The 21,889-nt window shown below is 71.8% G+C and carries 14 protein-coding genes and 1 pseudogene; 8 read left to right on the top strand and 7 right to left on the bottom strand.

Annotation, left to right across the window (positions count from 1 at the left end):
* Positions 1-362: 362 nt before the first annotated feature.
* Positions 363-1,121, bottom strand: a pseudogene (locus tag ACZ6QO_RS06455) (serine/threonine-protein kinase); the annotation flags it as partial.
* Positions 1,122-1,344: 223 nt separating this feature from the next.
* Between ACZ6QO_RS06455 and ACZ6QO_RS06450 the strand changes: the two are divergent.
* Positions 1,345-2,022, top strand: coding sequence for a TetR/AcrR family transcriptional regulator (locus ACZ6QO_RS06450; protein ID WP_465848270.1), 678 nt, complete (start codon positions 1,345-1,347; stop codon positions 2,020-2,022).
* Positions 2,023-2,145: 123 nt separating this feature from the next.
* Here the strand turns inward: ACZ6QO_RS06450 and ACZ6QO_RS06445 are convergent, their stop codons facing one another.
* Complete coding sequence (locus tag ACZ6QO_RS06445) at positions 2,146-3,237, bottom strand: hypothetical protein (protein ID WP_465848268.1); 1,092 nt, start codon at positions 3,235-3,237, stop codon at positions 2,146-2,148.
* Entirely contained in the window at positions 3,204-4,313 is a 1,110-nt protein-coding gene (locus ACZ6QO_RS06440) for a transporter substrate-binding domain-containing protein (protein WP_465848266.1), read from the bottom strand. Before ACZ6QO_RS06440 ends, ACZ6QO_RS06445 begins: the two co-directional genes overlap by 34 nt.
* Positions 4,314-4,685: 372 nt before the next feature.
* Here ACZ6QO_RS06440 and ACZ6QO_RS06435 point away from each other — a divergent pair, with 372 nt between their 5' ends.
* Positions 4,686-5,363, top strand: coding sequence for a tetratricopeptide repeat protein (locus ACZ6QO_RS06435; RefSeq protein ID WP_465848264.1), 678 nt, complete (start codon positions 4,686-4,688; stop codon positions 5,361-5,363).
* A gap of 57 nt (positions 5,364-5,420) precedes the next feature.
* Here ACZ6QO_RS06435 and ACZ6QO_RS06430 read toward each other — a convergent pair whose 3' ends face one another.
* Complete coding sequence (locus ACZ6QO_RS06430) at positions 5,421-7,700, bottom strand: extracellular catalytic domain type 1 short-chain-length polyhydroxyalkanoate depolymerase (protein ID WP_465848262.1); 2,280 nt, start codon at positions 7,698-7,700, stop codon at positions 5,421-5,423.
* A 344-nt stretch (positions 7,701-8,044) separates the two neighbouring features.
* Here ACZ6QO_RS06430 and ACZ6QO_RS06425 point away from each other — a divergent pair, with 344 nt between their 5' ends.
* Positions 8,045-8,530, top strand: a complete 486-nt coding sequence (locus ACZ6QO_RS06425; RefSeq protein WP_465848260.1) for a GNAT family N-acetyltransferase — start codon at positions 8,045-8,047, stop codon at positions 8,528-8,530.
* 79 nt (positions 8,531-8,609) lie between these two features.
* Entirely contained in the window at positions 8,610-10,055 is a 1,446-nt protein-coding gene (gene argG / locus ACZ6QO_RS06420) for an argininosuccinate synthase (protein ID WP_465848258.1), read from the top strand.
* A gap of 126 nt (positions 10,056-10,181) precedes the next feature.
* On the opposite strand, the gene ACZ6QO_RS06415 is transcribed toward argG, so the two are convergent.
* Positions 10,182-13,529, bottom strand: a complete 3,348-nt coding sequence (locus tag ACZ6QO_RS06415; protein WP_465848256.1) for a S8 family serine peptidase — start codon at positions 13,527-13,529, stop codon at positions 10,182-10,184.
* 346 nt (positions 13,530-13,875) lie between these two features.
* Here ACZ6QO_RS06415 and ACZ6QO_RS06410 point away from each other — a divergent pair, with 346 nt between their 5' ends.
* The 3 genes from ACZ6QO_RS06410 (at position 13,876) to ACZ6QO_RS06400 (ending at position 17,184) form a co-directional block, all read left to right on the top strand.
* On the top strand, positions 13,876-14,130 hold the full coding sequence (locus ACZ6QO_RS06410) for a Smr/MutS family protein (protein ID WP_465848254.1): 255 nt from the start codon (positions 13,876-13,878) through the stop codon (positions 14,128-14,130).
* A gap of 366 nt (positions 14,131-14,496) precedes the next feature.
* On the top strand, positions 14,497-15,063 hold the full coding sequence (locus ACZ6QO_RS06405; RefSeq protein WP_465848653.1) for a pyridoxamine 5'-phosphate oxidase family protein: 567 nt from the start codon (positions 14,497-14,499) through the stop codon (positions 15,061-15,063).
* Positions 15,064-15,471: 408 nt separating this feature from the next.
* Complete coding sequence (locus ACZ6QO_RS06400; RefSeq protein WP_465848252.1) at positions 15,472-17,184, top strand: AMP-binding protein; 1,713 nt, start codon at positions 15,472-15,474, stop codon at positions 17,182-17,184.
* Between the two features lie 110 nt (positions 17,185-17,294).
* On the opposite strand, the gene ACZ6QO_RS06395 is transcribed toward ACZ6QO_RS06400, so the two are convergent.
* Positions 17,295-18,050 (bottom strand): GntR family transcriptional regulator, encoded by a 756-nt coding sequence (locus tag ACZ6QO_RS06395; RefSeq protein ID WP_465848250.1) that lies wholly within the window; start codon positions 18,048-18,050, stop codon positions 17,295-17,297.
* Between the two features lie 239 nt (positions 18,051-18,289).
* Between ACZ6QO_RS06395 and ACZ6QO_RS06390 the strand changes: the two genes are divergently transcribed.
* The gene (locus tag ACZ6QO_RS06390) at positions 18,290-20,077 is read left to right on the top strand and encodes an acyclic terpene utilization AtuA family protein (protein ID WP_465848248.1); all 1,788 of its coding nucleotides are present in this window, start codon (positions 18,290-18,292) and stop codon (positions 20,075-20,077) included.
* On the opposite strand, the gene ACZ6QO_RS06385 is transcribed toward ACZ6QO_RS06390, so the two are convergent.
* A complete protein-coding gene (locus ACZ6QO_RS06385; protein ID WP_465848246.1) occupies positions 20,059-21,639 on the bottom strand; it encodes a beta-ketoacyl synthase N-terminal-like domain-containing protein in 1,581 nt (526 codons plus the stop codon). The genes ACZ6QO_RS06390 and ACZ6QO_RS06385 overlap by 19 nt on opposite strands.
* Between the last annotated feature and the right edge of the window lie 250 nt (positions 21,640-21,889).

Here is a 21,889-nt window from a genome sequence, read left to right as displayed (position 1 = left end):
CGATGCCGGGGACGCGGTGAGGGCAGGGGCGAGGGCCGGTCGGCGGAGTCGACTCGGTCGTCGGCCGGGATGCTCGTGACGTGTACGTTCGCCGGGTCGGCCGCCGTAGCGGCGGCGCCGGTTTCGCCGTACCCATGACCGGCCGCTTCGGCGCCGGAGAACGCGTCCACTGGGGCGGGGAGGTCGTCGGCGTGGGCAAGGTGGGTGGACACCGCGCTGGTGGCGGGGTGCGGCCGGTGGTGGCCGGTTGTGGTGGTGAGGGGGAATGCGTGGTCGGTTGTGGTGGTGAGGGGGAGTGCGTGGTCGGCTGTGAAGGAGGAGGTCAGGCTGGGGGTGCCTTCGGTGAGGTCGCACAGTGCTTCTTCGGCGGTCGGACGAGAGGCCGGGTCTTTGGCCAGGCAGGCCGCCACCAGCGGTCGTAGCGTCTCAGGCACGCCGGACAGGTCGGGCTCGGCGTGGAAGATGGCGTTCATCGTCGCGGGCACGGTGCTCTGGTAGAACGCCGGTCGCCCGGTCGCCGCGAAGACCATCGTGCCCGCCCACGAGAACATGTCAGAGGTCGGAGTGAGCGGCTGGTCGGCGAACTGCTCCGGCGACATGTACGCCGGCGTGCCCGCCGGCGCCGCGACGCTCGTGGCCGTGTCCAGTTCGAGAGCGATCCCGAAATCGATCACCACGGGACCCTCGGGGCCCATGATCACGTTGCCAGGCTTGAAGTCCCGGTGCACGACGCCGGCCCTGTGGATCGAGGCCAGCGCGGTCAGCGTGGTGACCGCCAGCCGCTCCAGCCCGCCGCCGGTCCGCGGTCCGTCCTCCCTGACCAGCCGCTCCAGCGACGGCCCCGGCACGTACTCGCTGACGATGTACGGGCGTTCCTCGATGCTTCCGGTCTCCAGAACCCGGGCCGTGGAGAAGCCGGCCACGCTCGCGGCGATCTCCGCCTCGCGCCGGAACCGGTTCCTGACGTCGCAGTCGGCGGCGAACGAGGGGTGCAGCATTTTGATCGCCACCTGCGCTCCGCCGGGGGACTCGCCGAGGAATACCGTGCCCTGGCTGCCCTCGCCCAGCTCTCGCACCACCTGGTATTCGCCGACCCGCACGGGATCTCCGGGGGCCGGCATGTATAGATCTGTCCCGGTGGCCCGTCGCTCGTGATCGCGCGTTGTCATGCTGTCTTCGCCGTCGGGGACGGCGTGACGGGCACGTGGCGCGGACATCAAGATCGGGGTCACGGGAACTCCTCCAGCGGGTGGTAACCCGCTTTGACATGCACTTTTGGTGATATGTTGATGAGTATCAACCTATATGTTGATGGGTGTCAATTTCCGTGGATAGGGTGTGACGATGAGCACCCCCAAGGCCCGCGCCGGTCGCCCCCCGGCGGAGCTGTGCCCGGCCTCTCACGAACAGATCCTGGCCGGCGCGCTGCGGATGTTCGCCTGCAACGGATACGAGGGAGCGTCGGTCGCGGCGCTCAACCGCGAGCTGGGCGTCAGCCACAACCTCGTCCACCAGCGCTTCGGCTCCAAGGAGAAGCTGTGGTACGCCACGGTCGACTGGGCCTTCGGCCAGGTCGCCGCCGAGCTGCTGCCCGAGCTGGACGACACCTCGGGCGGCCCGCTTGAGCAGACGCGCCGCATCATCCGCCGTTTCGTCCTCGTGCACGCAGCGCGCCCGGAGATACTGCGCCTGGTCACCGTCGAAGGCATCACCGACAGCCCGCGGCTGGACTACCTGTACGAGCACCACGTGGCGCCGCTGCTCGCCGCCATGACCCGGCCGCTGGGCCGGCTGGCCGATGAGGGGGTCATCGCCTCGGTCTCGGCGCGCACGCTGCACTTCCTCGTCGCGCACGGCGGGGCCGCGCCCTTCAGCCTGCCCGCGCTGGCCCGCCGCATCGGCCCCGGCGACCCGATGGCGGCCGAGGCGGTGGCCGAGCACGCCGATGTCGTCGCCGACCTCGTCCTCGGCGGCCTCCGGTCACTCACCCGCCCAGATCAGGCCTCCCCGAGCGGCGGCTGACGGCCGACGACCGAGCCTGCGGTCGTCGGCCACGTCCACCGGACCGGTGCCGGTCCCCGCTCACGGGCGGATGCTCGTCCACCGACCAACGGACCGGCGGCCGGTCGTCCGGGCGGCGGCCGGTCAGCGTTCGGAGCGCGGGCGGGGGTGGCCCTGGCAGCGTGGGTCCTCGGCGGGTTCGGTGCTCTCGGGGGCCAGCCACGAGACCATGCTCTCCTCGACGTACCAGCCGCGCAGGTCCACCCAGCTCCGGGGCACCTCCCCGGGGTCGGGGCACAGGATCTTCGAGATCAGGGAGTCGTTGCGGATGAACCGGATCGCGCCCCGGTTGTCGAGCATCGTGGACATGCGGTCGTCCACGGCTATCTCGTAGCCCACCACCACGTCCACCTCCTCGGCGCCGGGCGGCGCCGTCCCGGCCGGCTCCTCGCCCTGGTGTTCCGCCGCGACCTCCACCGCGACCAGCGGGAGGATCGGCAGCTTGAGGAACACCGCCCCCACCATGATCGGCAGCAGGACCGCCACCGCCATCGCGACCCCATGGGTGAGGAACCAGGCGGGGGCACGGGGGATCGGCCCGGTCAGCAGCATCGTCAGGGCGGGCGGCAGGCCGAGCAGCACCAGCGTGATCGGCTCGCCCTCGTGGACCGCGTCCACGAGGGCCGGCGCGATCGCGATGTAGACGATGACGGCGACCACCGCGGGGACCACCAGGCAGGCGACGCGCACCGCCGTGACCCGGCCGGGGAACCGCTCCCTGACCGACAGCCCGGCGACCGCGAGCACCATCATCGCCAGGGACGGCAGGAACCTGAGCTGCCAGCCGAACAGGGCCGCGAAGGCGGCCAGCACCACCACCCAGTCGGGCACCCGGTCGGCCACCCGCACCAGCCACGACGGCGTGCCGCTGCTGATCAGGTAGAGGGTGCCGAGGGCCCGGACGGCCAGCACGACCGCGGGAATGATCCAGACCGCGATGATGAGGACGGAGCTCAGCATGCCGAGCGGGCTGACGTACTGCACCAGCAGCAGCAGCGTCTGGGTGTCCTGCCTGCCCGCGTACCAGAGGCGCAGCACCAGCAGCACCAGCGGGAACGCCGGCAGCATCGCGAACAGCCACTGCTGGTTCTGCGGCGCGGCCCTGCCGCGGCGCGGACGTGCGGTGTCCGGTCGGGCGGCCGTCATCGGCGGGGGACGGCCCGTTCCCACGGCCATCTGCGCACCTGCGGTTCGTCCACGCGCGGCTGCTCGCCGACGGCGACCTGCTGCGGCCGGTTGGCCTCCTGCGCCGCGCCCAGGTACCTGTCGAAGGCGTTCTCCCACCGCCGGTCCGTCGGGTCGGCGTAGGACCGGTAGAGGGCGAGGTCGACCAGGGTGCGCAGGGCCGTGTTCGTGCCCGTGTTGACGCCCCACTTCTCGCTGTTCGTCAGGCCGATGTCGTGGTGGCGCAGCACGGACGGCTCGGCGGCCACGAATCCGGCGAGGATCGCCGCGTCGGTGGTCACCGCGTCGAAGTCACCCTTCTTCAGCCCCTCGATGCATTCGCTGATCCGGTTCTTGCCGGTCACCACGGCCCCCGCATCCGCGGCCTGGGTCTCGGAGGTGGACGTGCCGAGGGTGCACACCGCCTCGCCGCGCAGATCGCCCAGGGCGGTGACCCTGGCGTGCTTGCGGCGGGTCACCACCGACTGCTCGTTCTCCAGGTAGGGGGCGGAGAAGCTCACCCCAGGATTCTTCAGGCGGTCCGGGGTGATGCTGAACGTGGCCACGACCAGGTCGACGGTGACGAACCGCCCGTCGGTGTCGCGGGCCTGCATGCGCTCTCTGTCCTCGGTCTCGATCGCCAGGAATCGCACCTGCCCGGGAGTGAAGCCCAGCTCCGCGGCGATGAGGTAGGCGATCTCGATGTCGAAGCCCGTGAAGCGGCCGGTCGCGGGGTTGCGCAGGCTGATGCCGGGGGTGTCGTCCTTGACGCCGATGAGCAGTTCGCGTTTGCCCGGCAGGCCGGCCGCCTCGCGCAGGTCGGCCTCGGTGGGCGGGCCGGTGATCCACACCGCCCACGCCGCGACGACGACCGCCAGCACCACGGCGGTGACCCAGCCCAGCAGCCTGAGCCCCCGGACACGGTCGGCCGCGGTGACGGCCGGGGCCGGCGCGACCGGGTCCGGCTCGGGCGGCGGCGCGGGCGGGGGCTCTTGCCCGCTCTGGTTCTTCGGCGGCGTCTTGCCCACGCCCTTCACGGCGGCCGTCCAGCGACGGCGCCTCCGCTCCGCCTCCGGCCGGTCGCTCACGCCCGTCCCTCACCTGGCGTCAGGCCGCCCGGCCGGTTCGGAGGCGGGCCGGGAAGAGGCCGCGCCATCGTCGTACGCCCGCCGGCCCGTCCGCTCATTCGTGCGCCACCTGCGCCTTCGTCACCCCGTCGGCGGAAGATCCGAGAAAGTAGGCTAACCGTGCCGACCCCCCTACGGCTACATATCCACACAAGTTGTCAAAAGGGGGCGGCGGAGCCCTGCGTGCCCCGTTTCTGGGCATATTGCGCGCGCTACCGGCGGGCGGCAGACTGGCGAGCCGGAAAACGGAGCGGCCGGCGCCCGCACACCTGTCCGGCGTCGCGTCCGGTCAAGGGATAGCGCGCGGGTCCGGCGGACGGTGACGAGAGATGGGTGGCGACGATCAGCGCGGAAGATCGAATCAAGCGGGTCCGGTCACTGTACGAGCGGTCCGTGTTCGGCGGGGACGCGAGTGTCCTGGACGCCGCCGATCGTGACCTGGACACGGTGGAGGCCGACCTGGCGCTGGCCCGGGGCATGACGATCCACGCACGCTTCCTCGACCGGTGCGGCGAGGCGCCGCAGGACGCGCGGGCGCTCGCCGACCCCGAGGAGCTGACGCTCTTCGAACGTGCCGCCGAGCTGTACCGCAGGCTCGATGACGTGCGCGCCGAAGGGGAGGCGCTGTTCTGGATCGGCATCTTCCACCAGGTCGTCCGGGACGACGGCGAGGCCGCGACGCCCTTCCTCCAGCGATCGCGCGAGCTCGCGGCCCAGGCGGGGGACGAGCTGACGCTGTCCTACGCGCTGCGGCACCTCGGCTTCATCCAGCACATGACCGGCCGTCTGGACGCGGCCCGCGAGTTGCTGGAGGAGTCGACGCGGCTGCGCAGGAAGGTCGGGTTTCCGCCGGGCGTCGCCGCCAACCTGGTCGGTCTGGCCTACATCGCCGCAGGTCAGGACCGCCGGCAGGACGCGCTCGCGCTGATCGAGGAGGCGGGCGCGATCGCTGCTGCCAGTGGTGCGCGCGGCATCCTGCGCCAGGTCGATGAGGCTCGCGCGCACCTGTGACCCGCACGAGCCAGGCGAGCCGGGCGCCGACGCTCGCCCGGCTCATGCGGCGGTGAGTCAGGGGCTGGCGCAGGTGGCGGTGGGGGTGGCCGCGGTGCCGTTGGCGGTGAAGCCGAAGGTGGTGGACCCCCCGGCCGCGAGGGAGCCGTTGTAAGGAGCGTTGCGGACGGTCACGCTGGAGCCTGAGACGGTCTGCGTGCCGTTCCACAGGCTGCTGATGGTCTGCCCGCCGGGCCAGGTCCACCGTACGGTCCACCCGTTGACCGGCGCGCTGCCCGCGCGGACGGTGACCAACGACTGGAAGCCCCCCGGCCAGCTGTTGACCGTGGTGATCGCCGCCGAGCATGCCTCCGTGCCGGAGGTCGGCGTCGGGGTGGGCGTCGGCGTCGGCGTCGGCGTGGGGGTCGGGGTGGGCGAGGGCCCGTGGCCGTTGAGGGCGTCGAGCACCGCGGTGTAGGCGGGCTTCTTGTTGCCGTCGCCGTCGAACAGCAGGAGGTCGCCCACGTGGAAGGAGTCGCCGTCGCGCACGCCCCACACGGTGATGCCGACGCACCGGGGCACGGCCAGGCAGTCGTTGACCACGTTGGCGTAGGTCGTGGGCGAGGCGCCCTCGATGTCCAGCTCGGTGAGGGCCACGTCCACGTCCAGGGCCGCGAACCTCTCCAGCGTGGTGCGGAAGTCGGCGTTGTAGGGGGCGCTGTTGACGAAGTGGCTCTGGAAGCCGACGCAGTCGATCGGGACGCCGCGGGACTTGAAGTCGCGGACCATGTTGTAGACGGCCTGGGTCTTGGCCGCCGTCCAGTCCTCGATGTAGTAGTCGTTGTAGCAGAGCTTGGCGGCCGGGTCGGCCGCCCGGGCGGTGCGGAACGCGACCTCGATCCAGTCGTCGCCGGTGCGCTGCAGGTTGGAGTCGCGCCGGGCGCCGGAGCTGCCGTCGGCGAACGCCTCGTTCACCACGTCCCAGTAGGCGAGCTTGCCCTTGTAGTGGCCCGCCACGCCGTTGATGTGGTTGATCATCGCCTGGCGCAGCGAGTCGCCCGCCAGCGTCTGCATCCAGGCGGGCTGCTGGGCGTGCCAGGCCAGCGTGAGGCCGCGTACCTGCTTGTCGCCGTTCTGCTTGGCCCAGCCGTACAAGAGGTCGCCGCTGTCGAAGGTGAACTGGTTCCGCCTCCACTCGGTGGCGTCCATCTTCAGCTCGTTCTCGGGCGTCACCGAGGTGAACTCGCGGGCGGCGATGGCGGTGTAGACGGGGTCGCCGAGCTTGCTCGCGTTGATCGCGGTGCCGAAGTACCGGCCGCTGCGGGCCGCGGCGGCGCCGAGGGTGGTGGGCTCGGGCGTCGGCGTCGGCGTCGGCGTCGGCGTGGGGGTGGGCGTCGGGGTGGGAGTGGGCGTCGGGGTGGGAGTGCCGGGGCTGTTGAGGCCGAGGAAGTCGATGGCGTACTGGACCATGCCGCTCTGCGGCAGCGAGTGGCCGACGCCCTGGACGCTGATGCCCTCGACCGGCGCCTGGGTGGTGTCGGCGCCGTAGCGGGTCCGGGTCCAGTTCGACTGCGGGGAACCGGTGGCGACGGGGGTCTGGCTCACCCCCTTGAGGTTGGTCCACTGCTTGATCTCTTCGGCGAAGTTCGGGTACCGCAGCGTGTCGTCGTTGGTCCCGTGCCACAGCTGCATCCGGGGGTAGGAGCCGGTGTAGCCGGAGTACATCGCGCGGGCCTGGTCGCCCCACTGCTGCGCCGACTTGGTGATCTGGCCGTTGGCGCACTGGCTGTTCCAGGTCGAGCCGTCGGTGGTGCCGAAGCAACCGGCGGGCACGCCCATGAAGGCCGAGCCGGCGGCGAACACGTCGGGATACTCGGCGGCCATGACGTTGGTCATCATCGCGCCGGAGGAGAAGCCGGTGACGAAGACGCGGCCGGAGTCGACGTTGTAGCGCTGCTTGGCGTAGTCGACCATCGACATGATGCCGACCGGGTCGCTGCCGCCGCCGCGCCTGAGGGCCTGCGGTGAGTAGACGTCGAAGCACTGCCCGCTGCGCGTGGCCTCGGGGAACACGATGATGTACCCGTAGCGGTCCGCCGCGGTGACGTAGTCGCGGGCGTAGCCGTTGAAGACGGCCGACGCCGTGCCGGTGCAGTAGTGGATGGCGACCAGCAGCGCCGGCCGGGCCGCCACGTTGTCCGGCACGTAGATGTACATGTTCAGGTTGGTGGGATTGGCGCCGAAGCTCGTCACCCGGGTGAGCGAAGCGGCTGAGGCCGGCCTGGTGAGCACCAGCGCGGTCGCCGCGATGACCGGGATGATCACCGCGGCCGTCAGGGCCTTGAGTAGTCGTTTCACGTGCCTCGATCCTTCCTGGATCAAGCCGGGGACGTACTGGGCGTCGAGAACCACTCTGAGCTGCGGATTCGCCGTCGCTCACCCGCCGGGGACGGGCAGGGCCCGCGTGTGGACCCCATTGTGAGAATCGCCCTGAAAGGTGTCAAAGGGAGACTGGAACATTTCGGATGGATGAACCGGTTAAGCAGAGGATGGGCCGCTGATAATCCGGTGGAATATTAGAAAGTTTCAAGCTTCGCGTCCGCACGGTTCTGCGACGTCGAGCTCCACCCCCGCCCCGGTGCGGGCCATGGCAGGGCGGTATCTTCGCGGCGAGTCGTTTTGTCGCCAAGAAGGGCTTTCTAGTGGAGATTCGCCGTGTCTCGTTCGACCACCCGGACGCGGTCAGGCTGAACAAAGAGGTGCAGGCCGAGTACGCCAGGCGCTACCAGAGCGACGGTGACGCCACACCGCTGGACCCGTCGATGTTCGAGCCGCCGAACGGCCTTTACCTCATCGCCTACGACCAGGACGGCACTCCGCTCGCCACCGGAGGCTGGCGCGCCCAGGAGGCCGGCGAGGAGGGCTACTCGGACGGCGACGCCGAGATCAAGCGGATGTTCGTGGTGGAGGCGTTCCGCGGCAGGGGACTCGCCCGCCGCGTCCTGGCCCACCTGGAGGCCGACGCCCGCGCGGCGGGACGCGTCCGCATGGTCCTGGAGACCGGAACCGCCCAGCCCGAGGCCATAGCCCTGTACACCTCCAGCGGCTACGAGCTCTGCGCCAAGTTCGGCTACTACCGCTTCCACCAGAGCAGTCGCTGCTTCGCCAAGCCCCTCCGGCTGCCCTGAGCGGCCCTGCGCGGCTCCACGAGCGATCGGCTCGTTGTGCGTTGCATGGTCATGCATCGGTGTGTATATACTTCTACTCGTGTCCAAGGTCCTCACTTCTCTGCCCGTCGGTGAACGTGTCGGCATCGCCTTCTCCGGCGGCCTCGACACCTCGGTAGCGGTCGCGTGGATGCGCGAGAACGGTGCGGTGCCCTGCACCTACACCGCCGACATCGGCCAGTACGACGAGCCCGACATCGCCTCGGTCCCCGGGCGCGCCACGGCGTACGGCGCCGAGGTCGCCCGTCTGGTCGACTGCCGGTCGGCCCTCGTGGAGGAAGGCCTCGCGGCCCTCGCCTGCGGGGCGTTCCACATCCGGTCCGGCGGCCGCGCCTACTTCAACACCACCCCGCTCGGGCGGGCCGTCACGGGCACCATGCTGGTGCGCGCGATGCTCGAGGACGACGTGCAGATCTGGGGCGACGGCTCCACCTTCAAGGGCAACGACATCGAGCGGTTCTACCGCTACGGCCTGCTCGCCAACCCTTCCCTGCGCATCTACAAGCCGTGGCTGGACGCCGACTTCGTCCACGAGCTCGGCGGGCGCAAAGAGATGTCCGAGTGGCTGCTCGAACGCGACCTGCCCTATCGCGACAGCACCGAGAAGGCCTACTCCACCGACGCGAACATCTGGGGCGCGACCCACGAGGCCAAGGCGCTCGAACACCTCGACGCGGGCGTCGAGCTCGTCGAACCGATCATGGGCGTGCGGTTCTGGGACCCGGCCGTCGAGATCGCCCCGGAGGACGTCACGATCGGCTTCCTGCAGGGACGGCCGGTGACGATCAACGGCAAGGAGTTCGCCTCCGCCGTCGACCTGGTGCTGGAGGCCAACGCCATCGGCGGCCGGCACGGCCTCGGCATGTCCGACCAGATCGAGAACCGCGTCATCGAGGCCAAGAGCCGCGGCATCTACGAGGCGCCGGGCATGGCTCTGCTGCACGCGGCGTACGAGCGGCTGGTCAACGCCATCCACAACGAGGACACCCTCGCGAGCTATCACAACGAGGGGCGCCGGCTCGGCAGGCTGATGTATGAGGGCCGCTGGCTGGACCCGCAGGCGCTGATGCTGCGCGAGTCGCTGCAGCGCTGGGTCGGGACGGCGGTCACCGGCGAGGTGACCCTGCGGCTGCGCCGCGGTGAGGACTACTCCATTCTCAACACCTCCGGGCCGGCGTTCAGCTACCACCCGGACAAGCTCTCCATGGAACGCACCGAGGACTCCGCCTTCGGGCCGGTCGACCGCATCGGCCAGCTGACCATGCGCAACCTCGACATCGCCGACTCCCGCGCCAAGCTCGAACAGTACGCGGCGCTCGGGATGGTCGGCAGCCAATCGACGTTGATCGGCGCCGCGCAGGCGGCCCCGACCGGCCTGATCGGCGCGATGGCCGAAGGCGGGGCCGAGGCGATCGCCTCGCGCGGCGAGGTCCCGGAGGACGACGTGCTCCTCGACCACGCCGCGATGGAGTCCGGCACCGACTGACCGGCCACCACGAGGCCACCACGAGGCCACCACGAGGCCACCACGAGGTGGCCGCGAGGGCGGCGCACGGCGGGACGGCCGAGCGCGGTGGGGCCCGGCGGTCGTGCCGCCGGGCCCCACCTGGGCTCACTGGACGGTGATCTTGTCCACTTCGATGGTGATGCCCTTCACCTCGTCGGTCGAGGTGGCAGTCGTCACCGAGCCCACGCCGGTGGCGACCCCCTTGACCTTCATGGTGTAGGTCAGCTTGCCGCCGGGAGCGCCGGGGGTGCTGCTGACGCGGTAGTCCTCGGCCGGCGGCCCGGAGATCTGGGCGCCGGCCGTGCCCTCGGCGTTCTCGGCGCCCACGGTCAGCCCGTAGGAGGCGCCGGGGTCACCGGGCAGGTCGGACGGGTCGTAGGAATAGGTGATGTCCTCGGCGCCGTTCACGCCGATCCACTGCTGGAACACCTTCAGCGACGTCGCGCCGTACAGGTGGACGCGCCACTCCAGGACGAGCCAGGTGTCGACCCCGTCGGTGAGCGTGCCGGCGTACACGCCGGGCGCTCCGGTGCCGTCCAGGTCCGTCCAGTAGGTCGCCAGCACGTTGTTCGGCGGCGCCGGATCGGGCAGGTTCTGCGGCGAGAACGAGATGTCCGCCGATCCGCTGGTGCCGCCCGGGACGCTGTAGCCGTTGGAGACCACGCCGATGCGGGTGTAGGTGGTGCCGGCGTAGGTGAAGGCCGGGACGGTGAAGTTCACCGCCTCCTCGTCGCCGATCGCGATCGGCGTGATGCCGAAGGCGTCCAGCGGCAGGTACCCCGCAGGGCCGGTGCCCGGGGCGATGCCCGGCCGGTCCGGCTGCCGCCCCGCCAGCGTGGTCCTGGTGGTCGCGATCTGGGTGCCCACCTTGGTCGCGCCGGTCACGCCGTTCAGCCGCAGCCGCGCGTCGAGCGTGCTCAGCGCGGTGACCTCGGTGTCCTTCAGCGTGGTGTTCTCGACCGTGACCGTGCAGGTGGACTCGCCGGTGTTCTTGGCGATCGTGGCGGGCGCGCAGGTCTGGTCGACGGGCACCGCGCCCTCCTGCCGGTGGAACGCCACGGGCAGGTGCAGGTTGCGGCCGCCGCCGACCTGCTTGAGGTTCACCTGGCCGAAGTACTGCCCGTCGGGCAGGTCCGGCGCGGTGACCACGATGGTCAGCTTGACGCTCTTGCCGGGCTTCACGCTGAACAGCGGCGGCAGCACCGTGATGGCGGCCCCGCTCGGGGCGGTGCCGGTGGCGGTGTAGTTCAGCGTCTTGGTGGTGACGTTGGTGACCGTCCGCTTGGCGGTGATGACGCCGGGCATGACCGGCGCGTTCACCGACGGCAGGTTGAGGTCGATGCGGTTCAGCGGGTCGGCGGCGGAGGCCGCGTAGTTGGCCGCCGTCTCGTCCAGGGTCAGACCGGGGTCGCCGGCCTTGGTCAGGTCGATGCGGCCGCCGCCGAAGTCGAACGGGTCGGCGGGGGTGACCCGGTCCTGCTTGGTGACCGAGGTCTTGGCCGTCGTCTCCAGCGCCGACTTCACCTGGCCCGGCGTCCAGTCGGGGTGCAGGGCGAACAGCAGGGCGCCGGCCCCGGCCACCTGCGGCGCGGACATCGAGGTGCCGGCGATCACCTGGTAGAGGTTGCCGGACGGCCCTTCCAGGGGAGACTCCGGCGTCGGGGTGTGCCCGGCCAGGATGTGCAGGCCGGGCGCGGTGACGTCGGGCTTGAGGAAGTCGCCGGACGGCCCCCGCGAGGAGAACGTCGTGATGACGTCGCCCTGCCAGGTGGTCTTCGCGCCCGGCGGGAACGACGCGGTGGCGCCGGGGTTGGCGGCCAGGAAGTTCAGCAGGGCCGTGCTGTCGGGCTGGTCGATGTGGACGGTCGGCAACCAGTGGTTGTCGGTCATCACGTCGAGCGGCGTCGCGTTGTAAAGGATCATGCCGGCCGCGCCGCCCTGCTTGACGGAGAAGCCCTTGAGCACGCGGTTGGGGCCGCGCTGGCAGACGACGATCTTCCCGGTGAACAGGCCGGGCGGCGCCGGGCTCAGGCACAGCGGGTCGGAGTACGGCGCGGCGGCGGCCGAGACCACCGGCAGCGGCGTGGTGACGCCCTGGGTGATCGAGGCGCCGGAGACGGTGGCCTTGACGCCGCCGGTTCCGGTCAGCGTCACCGTCGAGCGGAACGTGCGGGTCTGCGTGGACGCGGCGACCGTCGTCACCCACGGGCCGGCGTGGTCGGCGGTGGCCGCATCCGGTCCTGAGTTGCCGGCCGACGCCGCGACGAACACCCCGGCCGCGTACGCGTCCAGGAACGCCAGCTCGACCGGGTCGCTGTAGGGGTCGGCGCCGCCCGAGATCGAGAAGTTGATCACGCGGGCGCCGTCCAGGATGGCGCGGCCCACGGCGGCGGCGGAGTCGGAGGGGAAGCAGCCCTCGGCGCCGCACACCTTGTACACCGACACGGCCGCCGCGGGGGCGATGCCGTGGATCGGGCCCCTGCTGATGCCGAGCGGGTTGGCGTCGGCCACCGGCCCGCCGGCCGAGGTGGAGGCGGTGTGGGTGCCGTGCCCGTTGGAGTCGCGGGCGCTGTCGGGGTACACCTCGCCGCCGTAGACCAGGTTGTAGGTGTCGATGAACGGCCGGCCGCCGATCAGCTTGTTGTTGCAGACGAACGGATCGGCGGCGGGCGTCAGCGGGTTGTCGCCGAAGTCGCACACGCGGGGCGTGCCGTCCTTGGTGGGCGGGGGAGCGGGCAGGCCGCCCGGGTCGGCGAACGATGGGTGCTCCGGCCAGACGCCCGAGTCGAGGGTGGCGAAGATCACGCCCTTGCCGGAGGAGTTGGTGCCGCCCAGCTTGCTGTAGACGGCAGGGGCGCCGATGAAGTCGGGGCTGGAGTCGGTCAGCGGCCGCTGGAGCTCGTCCTTCTGGACCGCGGCGACGCCGGGCAGCTTGAGCAGGTCGGCGGCCTTGTTGGCCGGGACGCTGAGCGCGATGCCGCCGTAGACGGTGCGCAGCTTCTGGCCCGCCCTGGCGCCGGGGACGCGCTTGCCGAGCTCGCCGAGGAAGGCGTTCTCCACGCCCTCGATGTGCTTCTGGTACTGCTTGGCCGCCGTGCTGTTGACGTCGAGGCTCTTGCCGGTGACCGAAGGGCTGGTGCCCCTGAGACCGTCGACGCCGCCCTTGTAGGCGGCCAGGGAGTCGTAGTCCAGCTTCACGACCACGTTGACGGGCTTGGCCGACGTCGCCGTGAACAGGGACTCGTCGCTCCTGGCCAGCTTGCCGGTCGGGGACTTGGCCCCCTGGACGCGGCCGGCCGGGGTCAGCGGGGTGGCCTTCCACTTACTGGTCGAACCGGTCGCCGGGCTCGCCGAACCGGTCGCCGGGCTCGCCGAACCGGTCGCCGCGCTCGGCGAGGGGTCGGCGGACGCGGGCATCGCCGGGCTCATCACCGCGACGACCGCGAGACTCACGCCGACGGCCGCGGCGCGGCGCGTCCGGGATAAGAGAGGGGGAAGGGACTTACGTGGCACGACACCTCCTGGTGAACCACCGGGACCGGCCGCCCGGCAGGCATGGAGGAGCCGTGTCACCCGCACACGTACGAGAAGGGCCCCACCCTCCCCGTCGGGCGACACATGTCCGGCGACCGTCCAAGGTCGCCGAACTCGGAGTCTAGATGCGCGTCACTTTTCCGCCTAGATCGGTGTAGGCCCGGATCAGAGGCAATATGTGACCAAATGTGGACATGGAACGGTTAAATGCTGTGATCGGCGCAGTTAGGGGACCGTTCCAAACGGGTCGCGTACAATCGCGGGCGTGAAGCTGAAGCTTGATCTCCATGACATCTACAACAAGGGCGGCGAGATCGACCGGGCGCTACGCGGCGTCATCCAGGAGGCGGTGCAGAAGAAGGCCACCGAGGTCGAGATCATCCCGGGCAAGGGTTCCGGCCAGCTCAAGAAGAAGGTGCTCCGCTTCCTCGACCAGAAGGAGATCAAGGCCCTCTATCACCGCATCGACAAGGACGCCAAGAACCACGGCCGGCTGTTCGTCTATTTCCGGTGGAAATGACACGGCCCGTGCATGACGTCGCCGTCGCCGGGTGACCCCGTCGCCGGGTGACCCCGCCGGGGGTGGGGCCGGGCGGTGACGGACGGCGTCTCGTATGGCGGAACCCCCGTGAGCGCCGCAGAATCGGAGCTCTAGGCTGGAGCCGGTTTCGGTCGGACAGCGCAAGGGGGCACGGTGCCGCAGAACGCCGAGTACGTCGAGGACGCCGGATCCGCCTGCACGGCGGAGCAGGTCGAGCAGGCCATCGCACGGGCGTCCGGCGCGACGCCCGCCGAGGCGTCCGCGTCCGGCGGGCCCGGGGCGTCGCCCGAGGGCCTCGTGGAGATCGGCTCGGCGGCCGAGCTGCGCGAGCTGCTGGGCGAGGTGATGCCGCGGGCGATCACCAAGGAGCGCACGGCGCTGCACGAGATCGACAGGCAGTGGCTCGCGGCGTCCCCGTTCTGCCTGATCGCCACGTCGGACGCGGACGGCGCCTGCGACGTCTCGCCCAAGGGCGACCCGCCCGGGTTCACGGTCGTCCTCGACGACACCACGATCGCCATCCCCGAGCGCCCCGGCAACCGCCGGGCCGACGGCTTCCTGAACATCCTGTCCAACCCGCACGTCGGCCTGATCTACCTGGTGCCGGGCCGTAACGAGACGCTGCGCGTCAACGGCCGGGCCCGGCTGGTGCGCGACGCCCCCTTCTTCGACCAGATGATCGTCAAGGGCCACCGGCCCGCGCTGGCCCTCGTCGTGGAGATCGAGCAGATCTTCTTCCACTGCGCGAAGGCGTTCATGCGCTCGTCCCTGTGGCGGCACGACGCCTGGAACCCCGGCGTGCTGCCGCCGCACCCGCAGATCGTCAAGCGCATCCAGCAGTCCGAAGAGAGCCTCGAAGAGCTCGAACGGTACTACGGCGCCCAGTACGCCGAACGTCTCTACAAGGGCTGACCGCCGCGCCGGGATGGACGCCGGAGCAGGGGGCCGAAAGCCGGAGGAACCGGACAGAGGGCGGCAGTCGAAAGCCGGAGGAACCGGGTGAAGCCGGAAGACCGGGAAAGACGGAGGAAGCGGTCGGCCATGCGCAGAGCCGGGTCCAAGCGCCGCTCGCGAGGAGTGGCGCCGCGAGGCCGAAGGCGTTCAGGCGTTCGATCGCTTCCTCTCCTTCGATGATAACCGAGCCGGAGAAACAGCACGTCAACGTCGTCCACCCGGCCGGTCGGCGGCCTGGCGCGCCACGGGAACGCGTTCGCGCCGCCCCGCCACTTCCGTCCGGGGGGTGGCACGAAGGGGCCGTCCGGGTCCACCATCCTGTGCAGGCACGCCCGGCGCGGGCGTGGCACGTCGGAAGGAGACGGCATGGTGCGGACCGATGACGGCACGGCGGTGTTCCGGGCGGCCCGCGACTTCCTGCTGGCCCATCGCGAGGACTACGCCACCGCCTACGAGAAGTTCGAATGGCCCGCGCTGACCCGGTTCAACTGGGCGCTCGACTGGTTCGACGTGATCGCCGAGGGCAACGACGCCCCCGCCCTGTGGATCGTCGAGGAGGACGGGGCGGAGCGCAGGCTGTCCTTCGCCGAGATGTCCCGCCGCTCGTCCCAGGTGGCCGTCTGGCTGCGCGGGCAGGGGGTGCGCCGCGGCGACCGCCTGGTGCTCATGCTCGGCAACCAGGTGGAGCTGTGGGAGACGATCCTGGCGGCGATGAAGCTCGGCGCGGTGCTGATCCCGGCGACGCCGCTGCTCGGCGCCGCCGACCTGCGCGACCGCATCGAGCGGGGCGGGGCCCGGCACGTGGTCGCGGGCGCGGCCGGCGCCGCCAAGTTCGACGGCGTGCCCGGCGATTACACCCGCGTGGCCGTCGGCGGTCCGGTGCCGGGCTGGCTGGACTACGCCGACGCCTACGACGCCGGCCCGCTGTTCGAACCGGACGCGCCCACGGCCGCCGCCGACCCGCTGCTGCTGTACTTCACCTCGGGGACGACGGCGCGGCCCAAGCTGGTGGAGCACACCCACGCCTCCTACCCGGTCGGCCACCTGTCCACCATGTACTGGATCGGGCTGAAACCCGGGGACGTGCACCTGAACATCTCCTCGCCGGGCTGGGCCAAGCACGCCTGGAGCAACGTCTTCGCCCCGTGGAACGCCCAGGCGTGCGTGTTCGTGTTCAACTACACCCGCTTCGACCCGGCGCGGCTGCTGCGCGAGCTCGACCGCTGCGGGGTCACCGCCTTCTGCGCGCCGCCCACCGTGTGGCGGATGCTCATCCAGTCCGACCTGTCCGAGCTGCGCACCCCGCCGCGCGAGGCGGTGAGCGCCGGCGAGCCGCTCAACCCCGAGGTGATCGACCAGGTGCGCGCCGCGTGGGGCGTGACCATCAGGGACGGCTTCGGGCAGACCGAGACCACCGTCCAGGTGGCCAACACCCCGGGGCAGCGGCTCAAGCCGGGGGCGATGGGACGTCCCGCGCCCGGCTACCGGGTCGTGCTGGTGGACCCGGTCACCGGTGAGGCGGCGCAGGAGGGCGAGATCTGCCTCGACCTGGCCCACCGCCCGCTCGGGCTCACCACCGGGTACCACGGCGACGCGGGGCTCACCGCCGAGGCCATGTCCGGCGGCTACTACCACACCGGCGACATCGGCTCGCGGGACGCCGACGGCTACATCACCTACATCGGCCGCACCGACGACGTCTTCAAGGCCTCCGACTACCGCATCTCGCCGTTCGAGCTGGAAAGCGTGCTGATCGAGCACGAGGCCGTCGCCGAGGCCGCCGTCGTCCCGTCCCCCGACCCGGTGCGGCTGGCGGTGCCCAAGGCCTACGTGGTGCCGGCGGCCGGGTGGGACCCGACGGCCGCGACGGCGCAGGCCATCTTCGCGCACTGCCGCGCCCGCCTCGCGCCGTTCAAGCGGGTGCGGCGGCTGGAGTTCGGCGAGCTGCCCAAGACCATCTCGGGCAAGATCCGGCGGGTCGAGCTGCGCGACGGCGAGCGGGACAAGCACGCCGCGACGGACGACCGTCCGGCGGGCGAATACCGCGACACCGACTTCCCCGCCGAACCACCCCGGTAGAAGACCGGCCCGGCTCCGCCGGCCGCCGGACGTGAGGGGCCGGACCCCGGCCGTCCCGACGTGAGGCGCAGGCGGTCGGCCGTCGGAGGTGAGGCGCCGGCCGTCGGCCGTCAGGCTTCCTGGGGCCCCGCGGGGGCCGGGCCGCGGGCGGGGTCGGCGATGCCGGGGGAGTGGATGAGGTCGAGGTCCTCGGGGTCGGCGGCGACGCCGTTCTCGGCCGCGACCTGGGCGAGCAGCAGCTCGCCGGTGTGCGCCACATGCGCCCGCATCGCCGCGGCCGCCGCGGCGGCGTCCCCGGCCTCCAGTGCGGCCAGGATGGGCTCGTGCTCGGCCGCGATGTCGGCCAGCGAGCGCGCGCGGTCGACGGTGGAGGCCCCCAGCGTCATCGTGGCGTCGCGCAGGTTGGCGACGATGCCGACCAGTTTGCGGTTGGCGCCGGCGTTCAGCAGCAGGTCGTGGAAGGCACGGTCGTGACGCATGAAGCGCGGCTCGTCGTCGTCGGCCGCGGCGGCGCGCATCCGCGACAGCTCGTCGCGCATCGCCTCGATGAGCTCCGGGCCGCCGCGGCGGGCGGCGACGCGGGCGGCCGGCACCTCCAGCAGCAGCCGCAGCTGGAACACCTCGGCGATCTCCTTGGGGTCATGCCGGAGCACCCGGAAGCCCCGGCTGCGCTCGAAACGCACCATGCCGGCCTCGGCCAGCCGCAGCATGGCCTCCCGCACGGGGGTGCGCGAGACGTTGAGCTGCGCGGCGAGCTGGTACACCGAGTACAGCTCGCCGGGGCGGAGCTCGCCGGAGCGGATCGCCTCGCGGACGGCCTCGATCACCTGCTCCGTGAGGCTGGACGCGCCGCCGACCGTTCGCACCCGGGGGACCTTTCCGCTGCAACTCGACTCTGGGGGACTCTACCGCTGAATGCCCGGAAAAGCCCCTGCCGTCCCAACTGTTGACATGCAGCATGCTAAATGCCAAATTCGGCAATCTATCGACATGCGGAAACCTGTCGGCAGCGCGGAAGGCGGCAGCAACGGCCGGCATTCGGGGATCATCGCATTCGACGGCCATCCGCCCGGATGGGTGAACGTGAACAGATGAGGAGGGCGTGATGAGCGCCGCGCGCCGCCCCGTCCGGATCGCCAACGCCTCGGGCTTCTACGGAGACCGGGGCGCGGCCTTCGCCGAGATGGTCACCGGCGGGGACGTCGACGTGGTCACCGGCGACTACCTGGCCGAGGTGACCATGCTCGTGCTGGCCAAAGGGCGGGCGCGCGACCCCGAGGCCGGCTACGCCGCGAGTTTCCCGGCCCAGATCGCCCCCGTGCTGGGCGCCGTACTCGAACGCGGCGTCAAGGTCGTGGTGAACGCCGGCGGGCTCAACCCGCAGGGGCTGGCCACCCGCGTCGCCGCACAGGCGCACGCGGCGGGCCTCACGCCCCGGGTCGCCCGCGTGGCCGGGGACGACCTGCTGGGACGGCTCGGCGAGCTCCAGGCCGCCGGCCACCCGCTGGCGCACGCCGAGCACGGCGCCCCGCTCGCCGGCTCGGGGCTCACGCCGCTCACCGCGAACGCCTACCTCGGCGGGTGGGGCATCGCCCGCGCCCTGGAGACCGGCGCCGACATCGTCGTCTGCGGCCGGGTGAGCGACGCCGCGCTCACCGTCGGCCCGGCGGCGTGGTGGCATGGCTGGGCCCGCGACGACTGGGACCGCCTGGCCGGCGCGGTCGCCGCCGGACACGTCATCGAGTGCGGCGCGCAGGCCACCGGCGGCAACTATTCGTCGTTCCTGGAGATCCCCGGACTGACCCGGCCCGGGTTCCCGATCGCCGAGGTCGCCGGCGACGGCAGCGCCGTGATCACCAAGCACCCGGGCACCGGGGGAGCGGTGACCACCGGAACGGTCACCGCGCAGCTCGTCTACGAGATCCAGGGCACCCGGTACCTCAACCCGGACGTCACCACGCTGCTGGACACCGTGTCGCTGCGGCAGGCCGGCCCGGACCGCGTCGAGATCAGCGGGACGCGGGGCGCGCCCCCGCCTTCCTTCACCAAGGTCGCGATCACCGCGCTCGGCGGCTACGAGAACGAGATCACGCTCGTGCTCACCGGACGCCACATCGACGAGAAGGCCGCGCTCGTGGAGCGCACCGTCCGCGAAGGGCTGGCCCAGGGCTGCTCGGCCGTATTCCAGCGCATCGGCACGGCCGCGCCGGACGCCGCCGACCAGAACGCCGCCTCCTGCCTGCTGCGCGTCGCCGTCAAGGGGCCGGACGACAAGGCGGTCGGGCGGGCGTTCTCCGGCCTGGTCATCGGGCTCGCGCTCGGCAGCTACCCCGGTTTCTACGCCACCGGCGTCCCGCGGGGCGCCCGTGACTACGGGACGTACTGGCCGGCGACCGTCCCGGTCACCGAGGTGGACCACCAGGTGGTCCTCCCGGACGGAACCGTGGAGAGCGTCCCGTGGCCGCCCACCGCCCGGCCGCCCGAGGAACCGGCGGCCGGCGCGGCGCCGATCATCGGCGGAGGGACGACCGTGCGGGTGCCGCTGGGGGAGGTGGCCGACGCGCGCTCGGGGGACAAGGGCGGGAACGCCAACCTCGGCCTGTGGACGCGCGACGAGGAGTCCTACGCATGGCTGCGCGGCGCGCTCACCGTCGACCTGCTGCGCGAACTGCTCCCCGAGGCGGCCGGCCTGCCGATCGACCGCTGGGAACTGCCCAACCTGCGCGCGCTGAACTTCGTGGTGCACGGCCTGCTGGGAGAGGGGGCGACGGCGACCAGCCGCTTCGACGCCCAGGCCAAGGCCCTCGGCGAGTTCGTGCTGTCGCGCCTCGTCGACGTCCCGGCCGCCGTGGCGCGCGCCGCCGGGCGCCGGCCTCAGTCGGGCGGGCGCTGAGGGGAGGTCCGCCACGGGTAGGGCGGGAGGCGGACGAACACGGCTCCGGAGTCGAACGCGCCCTCCCAGTCGGGCTGCTCTCCGAGCATGTACCGGGCGGCGAGCGCGTCGAGCGCCGCGTCGGAGGAGGGATCCGGGCGGGAGGAGGGATCCGGGCCGGCGAGGAAGGCGGCCAGCGCCGCCTTCAGACTCCCGGCCGAGTCCACGACGGCGGCGAACCGCAGGGCATGGTGGTCGCGCCGGGCGGCCGCGCTGTAGCACAGGTCGCGCATCGACGGCACATCATCGCGTTCGAGCAGGGCCAGGTAGGCGTGGGCGAGCGTGGTCAGCGCCTCCCGGCTGTGGGCGGACATGGTGAACAGGTGGTGGCGTCGCGGCGCCGAGACAGGGCGGGGCCCGGCCGCCGGCGCCTGGGTGAGCGCGACGTGCACGTTGCCCGAGGACGCCCCTCTGCCGCTCACGCCCGCGACGGCCCCTTCCGGCAGGGGGCGCCGAGCGGCCGGCACGTCGGCGCGGGGCGGGTCGTGCGGCGTCCGCGGGCGGGGGTCGCCGAGCTCCGGCGGCGAGGGCGCCCGTCCCTGTTCCAGACGCATGACGGTCCGCATCAGCCCCGTCATGCCCGAGGTCGCCGGCCCCGGCGCGGTCTTGTTCGCCGCGCCGTCGCCGCCGGCCGCGGGCCCCGAGCCGAGGACGACCGCGCGAATCGCGTCTCCGTCCGCCAGGGCACGGTCGAGGGGTTTGAGCACGATGATGCCGACGCCGTTCCCCTGACGCCGGTCGTCGGCGTGCGCCCAGCGGAGGTCCGGCGCGGTCATGCCGTCGAGGACGGTCATCTCGTCGAGGGCCACTTTGCCGGCCAGGGCGATCATGCCGTCCTGGCCGTACAACGCGTCGTGGGCGGTCACCTCGTCCCGGGCGTACGCGGCGTCCAGGGTGAACGACATGTCATGGGCCGACACGTCGTTCCCGCCGAGGACGGTCGCGATGGCGGCGCCGAGCGGGGCGGCCTCCTCGGCGGACGGCCGAAGGTCGAGCCCGCCGGCCAGCGCGAGGCCGGTCTCGCCGGTGCGCAGGCTCTGGCACGCCAGGTGGACGGCGGTGAGCGAAGAGACGCACGCGGTGTCCAGGGTGACCGCCGGCCCGCGCAGGCCGAAGGCGAAGGACAGGCACCCGGCCGGCATGCCGCATCGGTCGGTGACGACCGGCGGCCGCAGTGGCGCCCCGCCGTACCCCCGGCGGACGCGGCCGGTGTGCGAGTCGCCGACGAAGACGGCGGTGCGGCTGCCCGCGATGCGGCTCGGCGGGATGCCGGCGTCATCCAGGGCTTCCCGCCCGGTCGCCAGCAGCAGGCGGCGGGCATCCGGCGCGAGGCCGCCGATGAGGCTCGACGGGCGCCGGCCGCGCCTCGTGGCGTACATGTGCCGGGTGTCCGCGACGGAACGGCCGGGCGGAGGCGCCCCGTCCGTGTCCACCCCGTGTTCGAGCAGTCTCCACAGCTCCTCGGGGCCGGACACGCCCGGGAACCGGCAACCGATCCCGATGATCGCGATGGGTTCGCTCATCGATGCAGGCCCTCACCGGCCCGAACACCTGGACAAGCATGGCGTAAGCCGGCCGTCGACGGCCACGTGCCTACGATAAGCCCCGCAGTATTGTTCATGAGTCACTCTCATATGTGGCGGCCGGAAGTATCCGTCGAATGAGATGATTGAACGCCGAAACAGTACGCGTCCGAACTACCCGGAGAACGCGGCCGACTGTCCGGCGCCCAGTTAATCCCCCAACGCAGGAAGGCCCATTCCCTGCCCTATT

Source organism: Sphaerisporangium sp. NPDC049457, from assembly GCF_055586705.1.
This window is presented reverse-complemented; position numbering and strand designations above follow the sequence as displayed.